Origin of the sequence: Klebsiella sp. A52, from assembly GCF_018388785.1 — a bacterium.
GTDB classification, from domain to species: Bacteria; Pseudomonadota; Gammaproteobacteria; order Enterobacterales; family Enterobacteriaceae; genus Klebsiella; species Klebsiella aerogenes.
Map to the genome: position 1 here is coordinate 4606955 of NZ_CP074437.1, position 12907 is coordinate 4619861.

A 12907-nucleotide genomic window follows, 5' to 3' on the forward strand; every position below is an offset into this window, starting at 1 on the left:
ACACTTAGTCGCTGACTGGCATTAAGGCAATATTTTTCAGTGACCTATAAGATTCAGATCTGCTTTCCGTCGTTGAACGCATAAACATACTGTCTTAACCTATTTTATCAGAATAAAACCCTACCCCACCGGCACCGGGATCTGAGTAAAGATGGGTAAAAGCATTATGGCTTTCGGCTCGCTTTTCTTATGCTTCATAACTAATTACATCTGTCATAAGAGAGTGACTCATGGATCGTATAATTACCTCATCGCGTGACCGTTCATCGCTGCTCAGCACGCACAAAGTTCTGCGTAACACCTATTTTCTGCTCAGCCTGACGCTGGCGTTTTCGGCGATCACCGCCACCGCCAGCACTGTGCTGATGCTGCCGTCTCCGGGGCTCATCCTCACCCTGGTGGGCATGTATGGTCTGATGTTCCTGACCTACAAACTGGCTAATAAACCAAGCGGTATTCTGGCGGCCTTCGCCTTTACCGGCTTCCTCGGCTACATCCTGGGGCCAATGCTGAACGCTTACCTGTCCGCAGGCATGGGCGATTTGATCGGTCTGGCGCTGGGCGGCACCGCGCTGGTCTTCTTCTGCTGCTCGGCTTACGTGTTGACGACGCGCAAAGACATGTCCTTCCTCGGCGGCATGCTGATGGCGGGCGTGGTGGTCGTCCTGATTGGTATGGTGGCGAACATCTTCCTGCAGCTGCCGGCTCTGCACCTGGCCATCAGCGCGGTGTTCATCCTTATCTCTTCCGGCGCGATTTTGTTTGAAACCAGCAACATCATCCGCGGCGGCGAGACCAACTACATTCGCGCCACCGTTAGCCTGTATGTTTCGCTGTACAACATCTTCGTCAGCCTGCTGAGCATCCTCGGCTTCGCCAGCAGAGACTAACCTTCTCTCCTGCAACACCAGGCCTCGCTTATGCGGGGCCTTATTTTTTGCTACACTGCGCGCAGTTTCCGCATTATGTGAAAAATCATGTTTATCTTTGAAGGCAGTGAAATAGAGACCGATAGCGAAGGCTATCTGAAAGAAACGACTCAGTGGAGTGAAGCGATGGCGGAAGTTATCGCCGCTCAGGAAGGGATCACCCTGTCCGTCGAACACTGGGAAGTGGTGCGCTTCGTGCGCGATTTTTATCTGGAGTTCAACACTTCGCCAGCTATCCGTATGCTGGTCAAAGCAATGGCGAATAAATTCGGTGAAGAGAAAGGCAACAGCCGCTACCTGTACCGATTATTCCCCAAAGGCCCGGCTAAACAGGCGACTAAAATCGCCGGTCTGCCGAAGCCCGTAAAATGCATTTAATAGAGAATAGCGAATTTCTGCCACTCTCTGGTGGGTTGATGGGGCTCGGTTAACACCCTGTCGACCCTTGCGCTACGCGGCCCGCCGGCCTTAAGCCAGGCAACCAGTTTCTCCACCTGCTCCACCTCCCCGCAGGCCAGCACTTCCACGCTGCCATCATCCAGATTTCGCGCATAACCTGTAAGCCCCAGCTGCAGCGCTTCACGCTGCGTTGAATAGCGGAATCCCACGCCCTGAACGACTCCGTGAACCCATGCCATCGTGCATACCTTCGCCATATTACCCCCTCTACTACGCTATCCTGTTGCAGAGAATAGCAAATTCTCTCCAGCATACTCACTTTTGCCTGACGCTAAAACATCCGCCCGGCGGCGGCAGGAATGGTGCTTGCCCCAGCCAGTTATGCTAATCTACGCGCCATTTTTCGGTGCCGACGCTCCGTCGCTTAAAGGTAGCCCAATGACAGATTCCATTATCCCACGCTTAGTATTAGCCAAAGGACGCGAGAAATCCCTGCTGCGTCGCCATCCATGGATTTTCTCCGGCGCCGTCGCCCGGATGGAAGGTAAAGCTCGTTCCGGCGAGACGATTGATATCGTTGATTCCCAAGGGAAATGGCTCGCTCGCGGCGCCTATTCGCCCTCCTCGCAGATCCGCGCCCGTGTCTGGAGTTTCGATCGTCATGAAGCTATCGATAATGCTTTTTTCGAGCGTCGCCTGCAGCAGGCGCAAACCTGGCGTCAATGGCTGGCAGAGCGCGATGGTCTTGACAGCTATCGTTTAATCGCCGGGGAATCCGACGGCCTGCCTGGCGTGACAATCGATCGCTTTGGCGATTTCTTCGTCCTGCAGTTGTTGAGCGCCGGCGCCGAATATCAGCGTGCGGCCATTGTCAGCGCCCTGCAGACCCTGTTCCCGCAATGCTCTATTTACGATCGCAGCGATGTGGCGGTGCGTAAAAAAGAAGGGTTGGATCTGGCGCAGGGCCCGGTGGTAGGCGAACTGCCACCGGCGCTGCTGCCCATTACCGAGCACGGTATGCAGTTGCTGGTAGATATCCAGGGCGGCCATAAAACCGGCTACTATCTCGATCAGCGCGATAGCCGTCTGGCGACCCGCCGCTACGTCGCCGATAAGCGCGTCCTCAACTGCTTCTCTTATACCGGTGGATTCGCGGTTTCTGCGCTGATGGGCGGCTGCCGTCAGGTCACTAGCGTTGATACTTCACAGGAGGCGCTGGACGTCGCCCGGCAGAACGTTGAGCTCAATAAGCTGGATCTGTCCAAAGCTGAATTCGTGCGCGATGACGTATTCAAACTGCTGCGTAAATATCGCGATCAGGGGGAAAAATTCGATGTCATCGTCATGGATCCGCCAAAATTCGTCGAAAACAAAAGCCAACTGATGGGCGCCTGCCGCGGCTATAAAGACATCAACATGCTGGCGATCCAGCTGTTGAACCCCGGCGGCGTGCTGTTGACTTTCTCCTGTTCCGGCCTGATGACCACCGATTTATTTCAGAAAATCATCGCCGATGCCGCAATAGACGCCGGGCGTGATGTACAATTTATAGAGCAGTTCCGTCAGGCTGCCGATCACCCGGTGATCGCAACCTACCCGGAAGGACTGTATCTGAAAGGGTTTGCCTGTCGCGTCATGTAACTTGAAAAGCGGAACATCGCCCACACGTTATTCTCATGACTCAAGAACATTTGAAGATGATGGATACAGTGGGCGCCAGCGTTTCCCGGGAGGTGACTATGATTGCCAGCAAATTCGGTATCGGCCAACAGGTTCGCCATACGCTACTCGGCTACCTTGGCGTAATCGTTGATATCGATCCAGAGTATTCGCTTGACGAGCCCGCCGCGGATGAAATCGGCGCCAACGATGAACTGCGCGCGGCCCCCTGGTATCATGTTGTGATGGAAGATGAGGACGGCCAGCCGGTCCACACCTACCTCGCGGAAGCGCAGCTCAGTAGTGAAGCCAGCGATGAGCATCCTGAGCAGCCATCGATGGACGAACTGGCGCAGACTATCCGTAAACAGCTGCAGGCGCCGCGGCTGCGGAACTGACTGGCCTTTGTTCCCGATGCTTTGTTAAAAACCCCGTTAACACGGGGTTTTTTATTTTACTTCGCTAGCCCAAGCCGCGGAATTTCAATCGCAGGGCAGCGGTCCATGACCACATTTAACCCCGCTTCACGCGCCATAACCGCTGCCTGTTCATTAATAACGCCAAGCTGCATCCACAACGTCTTCGCTCCGATGGCGACGGCCTCTTGCGCCACGCCCCACGCCGCTTCGGAATTGCGGAACACATCGACCATATCGACCTTTTCAGGTACCTCCGCCAGGGTGGCATAGCCTTGTTGACCGAGCAGCGTTTTGCCCGCCACCTTGGGCGAAACAGGAATGACATGATAGCCCTGTTCCAACAGATATCTCATTACCCGATAGCTCGGGCGATCGGGCTTGTCGCTGGCGCCTACCAGCGCAATCGTCCGCGTCGCGGTTAGAATGCCGGCAATATCGTTCTCTTTCATCATAATCCTCCTGCTCTTTAGCCCTAGTGTAAGCTAATACGGGTAAAGCAGCCATCCAGACTAACTCACAGATACAGCAAAAATTTTCTCCCCAACGCTTGCAGCATCAGTCACTTCCAGTAATCTGTCTGCAAGTTAATATAAGTGGAACCCCATTATGGAACTGACAACACGCACCTTGCCCGCACGCAAACATATCGCGCTGGTAGCACACGATCACTGCAAAGATCTGCTGATGAAATGGGTCGAACGTCACCAGGCGCTACTGGCTCAGCACCAGCTCTATGCAACCGGGACCACCGGCAACCTGGTCTCACGCACCACCGGGCTGGAAGTGAAAGCGATGCTGAGCGGCCCGATGGGCGGCGACCAGCAGGTGGGCGCGCTGATTTCTGAAGGGAAAATTGATGTGCTGATCTTCTTCTGGGATCCGCTGAATGCGGTGCCCCACGATCCTGACGTCAAAGCGCTCCTGCGTCTGGCGACGGTGTGGAATATCCCGGTTGCCACGAATGCCGCCACCGCTGACTTTATTATTCAGTCGCCGGATTTCAACCAGCCTATCGATATTCTCATCCCTGATTACCAGCGTTACCTTGCCGAGCGCCTGAAGTAATTCCCACGGCGGCCAGACGGCCGCCGATGATCAGGGCTTTCGCGCCACCGGCACGCCCAACTCCTGCAAGATCTCAACAAACGGCGATGGTCGTTCTTTATTGAACAGCAGCCAGACCCGCAGGCGGGCGCGGGTTATCGTCACATACAGTAGCCTACGCTCTTCAGCATCAGGGAAATCTTCCGGCTGTGGGAGCAATGCCTGTTCCATCACCGACTCTCTTGCCGGCGCCGGGAAGGCGTCATCACCCTCCTGCAAGCCCAACACAATAACAAAGTCAGCCTGCTGGCCTTTGCTGGCATGAATTGTCATAAAATCTAGCTGCAGATGCGGCCAGCGGGTCGCGGCTTTTTCCAGCGCGGCGGGTTTCAGATGGTGATAGCGCGCCAGCAGCAAAATCCGCTGTTGCGGTTTAACGTAGCCGCTCAACTTGTCGAGCAGATCGTCGAGTTTATCGTCGGGCAGCAGGGTCACCGCTTTCTTATCGCCAGCGGTCAGACTATTCAGCGGTTTAGCCAACTGATGCGGGTTTTGCTGAATAAAACCGTTGGCGATCTCGCCGATACGACCATTAAATCGATAGGTGGTATCCAGCGCGCAACAGTCCCCTTCGCCAAAGTAGTGGTTAAATGCCGTGGTTAAAGAGAGCTGCGCGCCGCTAAAGCGATAGATAGCCTGCCAGTCGTCACCCACCGCAAATAACGTGGTCTGTTTATTTTGCCGGCGCAGCGCCGCCAGCAATTCAGCGCGCTGTGGAGAGATATCCTGAAATTCATCCACCAGAATATGTTTCCAGGGGCTCACAAAACGGCCTTTATCCAGTATGTTAACGGCCTGGTGAATAAGCCCGGAGAAATCAACGGCATTCTCCTCTTTCAACGCCGTTTTCCAGGCTTTCAGTAGCGGGGCCATCAGTTTCACACGCTTATTAAAGAGGTCGCGTACTTCTTCAGGCGCGCTGGCGATCATCTCCGCCTGCGAGCCGCCATGCATACGCATCAAACTAACCCAGCGGTCAAGACGGCCGGCCAGGCGACGCAGCAGCGCGCGATCCTGCCAGAAATCGCCTTCGTCAATCTGCCACTCCATCTCATCCATCAACCACTGACGCCAGCCTTTAGCCTGCGCTTTTTTCTCCTGACACTGCTGCTGCCAGGCCTTCAACAAAAGCTTTTGCCGGGCGGCGGTATCGTTTTCCAGCTTACTGATCGCCGGAACCTTCTTACTACCCTGCTGAATAATATGTAACGCCAGTGAATGAAAGGTCCGCGCAGCAATCTCGTCGGTTCCCAATCGCTCCTGAATACGTTCATCCATTTCCTGAGCAGCCTGACGGCCAAACGCCAGGAGCAGGATCTGATCGGCTGCCGCCTCGCCGCGATTTAACAACCACCCTGCACGGGCGACCAGCACCGAGGTTTTTCCGCTACCGGCGCCGGCAAGCACCAGCAACGAACGCTCGCCGTTAACCACCGCCCGCGCCTGCGCCGGGTTGAGCGGTGAAGACTCGACCTTATCGAAGAAAGCGCGATACTGTTCCAGCATGGCTTCGGTATAGGCTTGATTATGCGCCAGGCGAGCCTCGTCGATATCGCTAAGCCAGCATTGACACTGGCGCCACAGTTCGCGGCAGTTATCAAATTCATCCAGACGGCTCTCAGGGAAAGGCAGTCCGGTTAAGGCCCGGCGTATCTTCGCCTGAACATCGGCGACCTGCTGGCGGGTCAGCCACTTACCTTCGGCGCTGGCGCGTTCAATTTCACTTAACTGTTGGCGCAGTAATTGCGCGGCAATTTCACTCATCTCCGCGCTCCACTGCTGCCAGAGATTATTGAGATGATGATAGAAATGTTGCGTCTCGGCCCACTCGGTACCATGCAAACGCACAACTTTGCTTTCAGGCAGTGCGAACTCCAGCTCGCCCCACACCAGGCCACGCTTACATTGAACCGACAATAACTGATTGAAAGGTATAAGATACTCATGACGATCGCCGGAGACTTTAACCCCGGCATTCAGCAACTGCACCCGATCATAAGGATGCTGCGCCATGCGTTTGCCCAATGTTGTCGCTTTAAGTTCCATATATCGCCAAATTTCAATCAGTTTGAATGTTTTTAAGTTTAACCGCCCGCGAGCAGGTGCTCCAGCGCAAAAAAACGTTACAATTGTCGGGTCTTATTATCCATAGGGTTAACCAGAGGGTTTATGCGTACCATTCTGAATATTTTAAACTTTGTTCTTGGCGGTTTCGCCACCACGCTCGGTTGGCTACTGGCGACGCTGGTCAGTATTGTTTTGATTTTCACGTTACCGCTGACCCGTTCATGTTGGGAAATCACCAGGTTATCGCTTTTCCCCTACGGTAATGAAGCCATTCATGTTGATGAACTGGAACCTGAAGCAAAAAACAGCTTACTGAACGCGGGCGGCACTATTTTGAATATTTTGTGGTTCATGTTCTTTGGCTGGTGGCTGTGCCTGATGCATATCTTCAGCGGTATCGCCCAGTGCCTGACCATCATTGGTATCCCTGTCGGGATCGCCAACTTTAAAATTGCCGCTATTGCGCTTTGGCCAGTAGGACGCCGCGTGGTCTCCGTTGAAACGGCTCGCGCCGCACGCGAAGCCAACGCCCGCCGCCGCTTTCAGTAATTGTACGGATCACTGTTATGTTAAGCCCCCTGCTCCGCCGTTATACATGGAATAGCGCCTGGTTATATAACGCCAGGATTTTTATTGCGCTTTGTGGCACCACGGTTGCGCCGTGGTGGATTGGCGAAGTCAAACTCACGATCCCGTTAACGCTCGGGGTGGTAGCCGCGGCGTTGACCGACCTCGACGATCGCCTCACCGGGCGGCTACGTAATCTCGCCATTACGCTGGTCTGCTTCTTTATTGCTTCCGCATCGGTGGAATTACTGTTTCCGTGGCCGTGGCTGTTTGCTATAGGCTTAACCCTGTCCACGACGGGCTTTATCTTGCTCGGCGGTCTGGGTCAACGCTATGCCACCATTGCTTTCGGCGCCTTACTGATCGCTATCTACACCATGTTAGGGGTCACTCTGTATAACAGTTGGTACCTGCAGCCGCTCTTTTTGCTGGCTGGCGCCATCTGGTACAACGTATTAACACTCGCCGGTCATCTTATTTTCCCCATTCGTCCGCTGCAGGATAACCTTGCGCGCAGCTATGAACAGCTGGCGCAGTATCTTGAACTTAAATCACGGTTGTTCGATCCGGATATCGAAGATGAAAGTCAGGCGCCGTTGTACGATCTGGCGCTCGCCAACGGCAAACTGGTTGCGATGCTGAACCAAACGAAAGCGTCTTTACTGACGCGCCTACGCGGCGACCGCGGGCAACGCGGTACTCGTCGTACCCTACAGTACTATTTCGTCGCTCAGGACATTCATGAGCGTGCCAGCTCGTCGCATATTCAGTATCAGACACTTCGCGACCATTTCCGCTACAGCGATGTGATGTTCCGTTTCCAGCGGATGCTGTCGATGCAGGCGCAGGCATGTCAGAAACTCTCCCGCGCCATCCTCTTACGCGTTCCGTATCAGCATGATGCGCATTTTGAACGCGCCTTTATGCATCTTGACGCGGCGCTGGATCGCGTTCGCGCCAGCGGCGCGCCTCAAGATCAGGTCAAAGCGCTGGGTTTTCTACTCAATAACCTACGCGCCATAGATGCGCAATTGGCAACCATCGAATCGGTGCAAACCAGCGTGCTGGCCAGCAACCATCCCGAAAACCTGCTTGCAGACGATCGCCCCAGCGGCTTTAGCGATATCTGGCTACGGCTGCGCAGCAATATGACACCGGAATCGGCGCTTTTCCGCCATGCGGTGCGCATGTCACTGGTGCTGTGCGCGGGCTATGCCTTCATTCAGTTTACCGGCCTCAACCACGGTTACTGGATTCTGCTGACCAGCCTGTTTGTTTGCCAGCCGAACTATAACGCTACCCGGCATCGCCTGGCGTTAAGGATCATCGGGACATTGGTAGGGGTCGCTATCGGGTTACCGGTGCTGCTGCTGGTTCCCTCGGTCGAAGGCCAGCTATTGCTCATTGTACTAACCGGTGTGCTGTTTTTCGCCTTTCGCAACGTCCAGTATGCGCATGCCACTATGTTTATCACGCTGCTGGTACTGCTGTGCTTTAACCTGTTGGGCGAGGGATTCGAAGTCGCTTTACCGCGTATCCTCGATACATTAATCGGCTGCGCTATCGCGTGGGCGGCAGTGACCTTTATCTGGCCAGACTGGAACTTCCGTAATTTACCTCGGGTACTTGATCAGGCTATCAACGCTAACTGCCGTTATCTGGACGCTATTCTTGAGCAGTACCATCAGGGGCGCGACAACCGTCTTGAGTATCGCGTCGCCCGACGTAATGCACATAACCGGGATAGCGAGCTGGCATCAGTGGTATCCAATTTATCCACAGAGCCAAAAGCCGACAACACAATGCGTGAAACCGCATTCCGCCTGCTGTGCCTTAACCATACGTTTACCAGCTATATTTCCGCGTTGGGGGCGCACAGGGAGAAACTGACGACGCCGGAAATACTGGCGTTACTCGATGATGCCGTCTGCTACGTCGATGATGCGCTGCATCATTCTCCCGCAGACGAACAGCGCGTTCAGCAGGCGCTCAGCAACCTGCAATCACGTATTCAACACCTGGAACCGCGAGCCGACAGCAAAGAACCATTGGTCCTGCAGCAGATTGGGCTACTGCTCGCACTGCTGCCGGAAATATGTCGCCTGCAGCGCCGGATTGCCGGTCAACCAGAATAATCCTCCACGCCGTACCCTTGCGTATTAGCCCACTCCCGTAGCTCCTGGCGCCGCTGCGCCGGGAGCGCGGCGGAATGGGTGCCGGCAATCGCGCCCGCCAGGGACTCAAGGACATTGATTGATATTCCTTTATTATGCTCCCTCAATTTTAACCAGCTTTTTTCCGCACCAATTGTACGCAGCATTTTCACATCGGTTATTCCGGCATGAATCAACATCAATTCCATGTGGAAACTGATATTAGGCAAATCTTTTAGCCTGCCAGAATCACGCTGATGCTGCTTTTCGCTACGCGCCGTATGCAAAGACAGCTCCGAGAGGTGAAACAGCATTTTACTGTCCTGCCATAATGCTTCATCTATACGGTAATATTTTAGCGCTACCGGCCGACCATTTTTGCGCATAGTTAACATTGGGCTATGATGCTCGACCCGATATTCTGCGCTTTGCTCACACACTCTAAGATAGATTTCGCCTTCGGCCACCATGGCAAACACGGTATTGTCTATCGCCAGACTGTAACCGCCAAATAGAGGCCGGCTACTGATTTTGCCTAAGGGAGAAAGGCACTCCTGAAACTGGAGGAACCGTAATTTTGATAGTTTCTTCATGATCATTCCTTTAGTAATCATGCATATAAAAGTAATTTTTATTAACGGATCCGTTATTGAAGAAAATAAGTGAGTTCGTTTTGTGCAGCAAGATGAATTTTGGCTTCATTTCAACCAGCTCGCCGTTTTGCGAGGCGCTTTCAGGAAAAAGTTATTCTGCAAATCGTGTTGCAGAGACTCGCTGAATACTTAAGCAATGTTAATTGATAAACAGCATATCGGCCCCATCGACATCATGCCTGGTAGCCGTGAAGCAAAGATAAATAGAGGGAAATATCTCCTGCGGCTTCAGCATGGAGACAGTGAATTCATATAAACAAGTCGCCGCGGCTCTGATTCATAGCCGGGTAGAGTGCATAAAATATATGCAAAAGTGGGAAAATGAGGTTGACGTTAACCCCTGGTGGATATACTGTATATGCATACAGTAACTCACAGGCGAGATAGACTATGTTTACTTCAGCTCACGCAAATCGTTCACCACTGACTTCGGCTTCAGTACGTCGCCCTTCGCACAGCGTCGTCGAACATTCAGCCACTGGGCTGATTAGTGAAATCGTCTATCGCGAAGATCAACCCATGATGACGCAGCTTTTGTTGCTACCTTTATTACAACAGTTGGGCCAGCAGTCGCGCTGGCAACTGTGGCTCACGCCGCAGCAGAAGCTGAGTAAAGAATGGGTACAATCATCCGGTCTGCCGCTATCAAAAGTGATGCAAATTAACCAGATGTCGCCCTGCAACACTCTGGAATCGATGATTCGCGCTTTACGTACCGGGAATTATAGCGTGGTTATTGGCTGGCTGACGGATGAACTTACTGAACAAGAGCATGAACGCCTGGCGCTCGCCGCAGAAGAAGGTCATGCGATGGGCTTTATCATGCGCCCGGTGAGAAATACAAGCCAGCCTGGGAGACAATTAAGTGGGCTAAAAATTCACTCAAATTTATATCATTGAGTGAAATTAGGATTAATCCTGGAATTTTTTTTGCCTCATCAAAAACCATTCTCGTAAAGTGGTTAATTTCACAGAGATCCCGGTGTGGTGCGGTTTCGCGACTTTTTACCGTGTTCACAAATTAACCATATTTGTTAAATATTGTGTATACAACCCTTTTTTTTCATATGCCTGACCGAGTTCACACTTGTAAGTTTCTAACTAAGTTGTAGACTTTACATCGCCAGGGGTGATCGGCTTACGCTGCATGTATCAGCATAGTTAACAACGAGTCACGCCCCCGGTGAAGGATTTAACCGTGAGGTCTTATGTACCATCATGGCGAATTTTGGATGATAATGAGGCGCAAAAAATGAAAAAGACAGCTATCGCGATTGCAGTGGCACTGGCTGGCTTCGCTACCGTAGCGCAGGCCGCTCCGAAAGATAACACCTGGTATGCAGGTGGTAAACTGGGTTGGTCCCAGTTCCATGACACCGGCTGGTACAACAGCAACCTGAACAACAATGGCCCGACCCACGAAAGCCAGCTGGGCGCTGGTGCGTTCGGTGGTTATCAGGTTAACCCGTACCTCGGTTTCGAAATGGGTTACGACTGGCTGGGCCGTATGCCTTACAAAGGCGACAAAGTTAACGGCGCATTCAAAGCTCAGGGCGTTCAGCTGACCGCTAAACTGGGTTACCCGATCACTGACGATCTGGACATCTACACCCGTCTGGGCGGCATGGTATGGCGCGCTGACTCCAGCAACAGCATCGCTGGCGACAACCACGACACCGGCGTTTCCCCAGTATTCGCTGGCGGCGTTGAGTGGGCAATGACCCGTGACATCGCTACCCGTCTGGAATACCAGTGGGTTAACAACATCGGCGACGCAGGCACTGTAGGCGTTCGTCCGGACAACGGCATGCTGAGCGTTGGTGTTTCCTACCGTTTCGGTCAGGAAGACAATGCACCGGTTGTAGCTCCGGCTCCGGCTCCGGCTCCAGAAGTCACCACCAAGACCTTCACCCTGAAGTCTGACGTACTGTTCAACTTCAACAAAGCAACTCTGAAACCAGAAGGTCAGCAGGCTCTGGATCAGCTGTACACCCAGCTGAGCAACATGGACCCGAAAGACGGTTCTGCAGTTGTTCTGGGTTACACCGACCGCATCGGTTCCGAGCAGTACAACCAGAAACTGTCTGAGAAACGTGCTCAGTCCGTTGTTGACTACCTCGTAGCTAAAGGCATCCCGGCTAACAAGATCTCTGCTCGCGGTATGGGCGAATCTGATCCGGTTACCGGCAACACCTGTGACAACGTGAAAGCTCGCGCTGCACTGATCGACTGCCTGGCTCCGGATCGTCGCGTAGCGATCGAAGTTAAAGGTTACAAAGACGTAGTAACTCAGCCGCAGGCTTAAGTTTTCTACGATAAAAAACCCCGCTGATGCGGGGTTTTTTTTGGCCTGATTTTGAGCTCAAAGGAAAAATCACAAGCAACGTCGCGACAATACTTATTCTTTTCCTAAGAGCACCTGCAGATCGTGCTTCAGGCTCGACATCTTGCTGGCATATTTTTCTTTATGCTCGGCGTCTTCAATCAGCTGTACGATGGTTTCTGATAATGTCTTTCCTCGCCGTTGGGCAAGCCCGGCCAGGCGTTGCCAGACAACGAACTCCAGATCGATGGACTTTTTCCGCGTATGCTGATGCTCGGCGTTAAAATGACGCTTGCGTCGTGCGCGAATAGTCTGCTTCATCCGGTTAGCCAGCTCCGGATTCATATGCTGATCGATCCAGGTATTCACCAGAACAGGTTCATTTTCGAGCGTCAGCAAGACATCGACCGCGGCTTGCGCAGCGCTGGCTTCAATGTAGCGGGTAATCAGCTCACCTTCCCGGTGCTTCTTTACCAGATATTTCCATTTCCAGCCGCTTTCAAGGTTTTCCAGTTGTTGATATTTCATTGCGATCTCAATGTGACCGTGTAACTCATTTCAGGATATCAGTTTTTTCTGGATGTGCTGAGAATAAATCATCTTTCGTGATGTGGACGATTCCATTATCAGCGGG

The 12907-nt window shown here is 53.0% G+C and carries 14 protein-coding genes; 9 read left to right on the top strand and 5 right to left on the bottom strand.

Translation table 11 applies throughout. The features are described 5' to 3' along the window. Positions 1-230: 230 nt before the first annotated feature. On the top strand, positions 231-890 hold the full coding sequence (gene yccA / locus KGA69_RS21865; protein ID WP_015704916.1) for an FtsH protease modulator YccA: 660 nt from the start codon (positions 231-233) through the stop codon (positions 888-890). Between the two features lie 87 nt (positions 891-977). Then, positions 978-1307, top strand: coding sequence for a sulfurtransferase TusE (gene tusE, locus KGA69_RS21870; RefSeq protein ID WP_045360166.1), 330 nt, complete (start codon positions 978-980; stop codon positions 1305-1307). Here the strand turns inward: tusE and yccX are convergent. Then, positions 1304-1585, bottom strand: a complete 282-nt coding sequence (gene yccX, locus KGA69_RS21875; RefSeq protein WP_045395634.1) for an acylphosphatase — start codon at positions 1583-1585, stop codon at positions 1304-1306. The genes tusE and yccX overlap by 4 nt on opposite strands. A 181-nt stretch (positions 1586-1766) precedes the next feature. Here yccX and rlmI point away from each other — a divergent pair, with 181 nt between their 5' ends. Together rlmI and hspQ are read left to right on the top strand one after the other, a co-directional pair. Next, positions 1767-2969: a 23S rRNA (cytosine(1962)-C(5))-methyltransferase RlmI gene (gene rlmI, locus KGA69_RS21880; RefSeq protein ID WP_015367414.1), complete on the top strand. Its 1203-nt coding sequence runs from the start codon at positions 1767-1769 to the stop codon at positions 2967-2969. Positions 2970-3067: 98 nt separating this feature from the next. Continuing rightward, positions 3068-3385: a heat shock protein HspQ gene (gene hspQ / locus KGA69_RS21885; protein ID WP_015367415.1), complete on the top strand. Its 318-nt coding sequence runs from the start codon at positions 3068-3070 to the stop codon at positions 3383-3385. Positions 3386-3441: 56 nt separating this feature from the next. Here the strand turns inward: hspQ and KGA69_RS21890 are convergent, their stop codons facing one another. Beyond that, on the bottom strand, positions 3442-3855 hold the full coding sequence (locus KGA69_RS21890) for a CoA-binding protein (RefSeq protein WP_032714178.1): 414 nt from the start codon (positions 3853-3855) through the stop codon (positions 3442-3444). A gap of 157 nt (positions 3856-4012) precedes the next feature. Between KGA69_RS21890 and mgsA the strand changes: the two genes are divergently transcribed. Then, positions 4013-4471: a methylglyoxal synthase gene (gene mgsA, locus KGA69_RS21895; protein WP_045395636.1), complete on the top strand. Its 459-nt coding sequence runs from the start codon at positions 4013-4015 to the stop codon at positions 4469-4471. Between the two features lie 30 nt (positions 4472-4501). Here mgsA and helD read toward each other — a convergent pair whose 3' ends face one another. Continuing rightward, on the bottom strand, positions 4502-6556 hold the full coding sequence (helD, locus tag KGA69_RS21900; protein WP_045395638.1) for a DNA helicase IV: 2055 nt from the start codon (positions 6554-6556) through the stop codon (positions 4502-4504). A gap of 123 nt (positions 6557-6679) precedes the next feature. Between helD and KGA69_RS21905 the strand changes: the two genes are divergently transcribed. Together KGA69_RS21905 and yccS are read left to right on the top strand one after the other, a co-directional pair. After that, positions 6680-7126 carry a YccF domain-containing protein gene (locus tag KGA69_RS21905; RefSeq protein ID WP_045395640.1) on the top strand — a complete coding sequence of 149 codons (447 nt, stop codon included), beginning with the start codon at positions 6680-6682 and terminating at the stop codon, positions 7124-7126. A 17-nt stretch (positions 7127-7143) separates the two neighbouring features. After that, on the top strand, positions 7144-9279 hold the full coding sequence (gene yccS, locus KGA69_RS21910; RefSeq protein WP_047045644.1) for a YccS family putative transporter: 2136 nt from the start codon (positions 7144-7146) through the stop codon (positions 9277-9279). Here the strand turns inward: yccS and KGA69_RS21915 are convergent. After that, positions 9267-9890, bottom strand: a complete 624-nt coding sequence (locus KGA69_RS21915; RefSeq protein ID WP_045395642.1) for a TfoX/Sxy family DNA transformation protein — start codon at positions 9888-9890, stop codon at positions 9267-9269. The two genes, yccS and KGA69_RS21915, sit on opposite strands and share 13 nt — an antisense overlap. Positions 9891-10340: 450 nt before the next feature. On the opposite strand from KGA69_RS21915, the gene sulA reads away from it, so the two are divergent. After that, on the top strand, positions 10341-10850 hold the full coding sequence (gene sulA / locus KGA69_RS21920; protein WP_020079240.1) for an SOS-induced cell division inhibitor SulA: 510 nt from the start codon (positions 10341-10343) through the stop codon (positions 10848-10850). 352 nt (positions 10851-11202) lie between these two features. Beyond that, the gene (gene ompA, locus KGA69_RS21925; RefSeq protein ID WP_080473199.1) at positions 11203-12255 is read left to right on the top strand and encodes a porin OmpA; all 1053 of its coding nucleotides are present in this window, start codon (positions 11203-11205) and stop codon (positions 12253-12255) included. A gap of 93 nt (positions 12256-12348) precedes the next feature. Here ompA and matP read toward each other — a convergent pair whose 3' ends face one another. Further along, positions 12349-12801, bottom strand: a complete 453-nt coding sequence (gene matP, locus KGA69_RS21930; protein WP_015367432.1) for a macrodomain Ter protein MatP — start codon at positions 12799-12801, stop codon at positions 12349-12351. Positions 12802-12907: the final 106 nt, after the last annotated feature.

Excerpts from the sequence above, each read along its gene's own strand:
- hspQ (WP_015367415.1), top strand. The coding sequence starts at position 3,068 with ATGATTGCCAGCAAATTCGGTATCGGCCAACAGGTTCGCCATACGCTA.
- yccA (WP_015704916.1), top strand. The coding sequence starts at position 231 with ATGGATCGTATAATTACCTCATCGCGTGACCGTTCATCGCTGCTCAGC.
- mgsA (WP_045395636.1), top strand. The coding sequence starts at position 4,013 with ATGGAACTGACAACACGCACCTTGCCCGCACGCAAACATATCGCGCTG.
- sulA (WP_020079240.1), top strand. The coding sequence starts at position 10,341 with ATGTTTACTTCAGCTCACGCAAATCGTTCACCACTGACTTCGGCTTCA.
- tusE (WP_045360166.1), top strand. The coding sequence starts at position 978 with ATGTTTATCTTTGAAGGCAGTGAAATAGAGACCGATAGCGAAGGCTAT.
- matP (WP_015367432.1), bottom strand. The coding sequence starts at position 12,801 with ATGAAATATCAACAACTGGAAAACCTTGAAAGCGGCTGGAAATGGAAA.
- yccX (WP_045395634.1), bottom strand. The coding sequence starts at position 1,585 with ATGGCGAAGGTATGCACGATGGCATGGGTTCACGGAGTCGTTCAGGGC.
- rlmI (WP_015367414.1), top strand. The coding sequence starts at position 1,767 with ATGACAGATTCCATTATCCCACGCTTAGTATTAGCCAAAGGACGCGAG.
- ompA (WP_080473199.1), top strand. The coding sequence starts at position 11,203 with ATGAAAAAGACAGCTATCGCGATTGCAGTGGCACTGGCTGGCTTCGCT.
- KGA69_RS21890 (WP_032714178.1), bottom strand. The coding sequence starts at position 3,855 with ATGAAAGAGAACGATATTGCCGGCATTCTAACCGCGACGCGGACGATT.
- yccS (WP_047045644.1), top strand. The coding sequence starts at position 7,144 with ATGTTAAGCCCCCTGCTCCGCCGTTATACATGGAATAGCGCCTGGTTA.
- KGA69_RS21905 (WP_045395640.1), top strand. The coding sequence starts at position 6,680 with ATGCGTACCATTCTGAATATTTTAAACTTTGTTCTTGGCGGTTTCGCC.
- KGA69_RS21915 (WP_045395642.1), bottom strand. The coding sequence starts at position 9,890 with ATGAAGAAACTATCAAAATTACGGTTCCTCCAGTTTCAGGAGTGCCTT.
- helD (WP_045395638.1), bottom strand. The coding sequence starts at position 6,556 with ATGGAACTTAAAGCGACAACATTGGGCAAACGCATGGCGCAGCATCCT.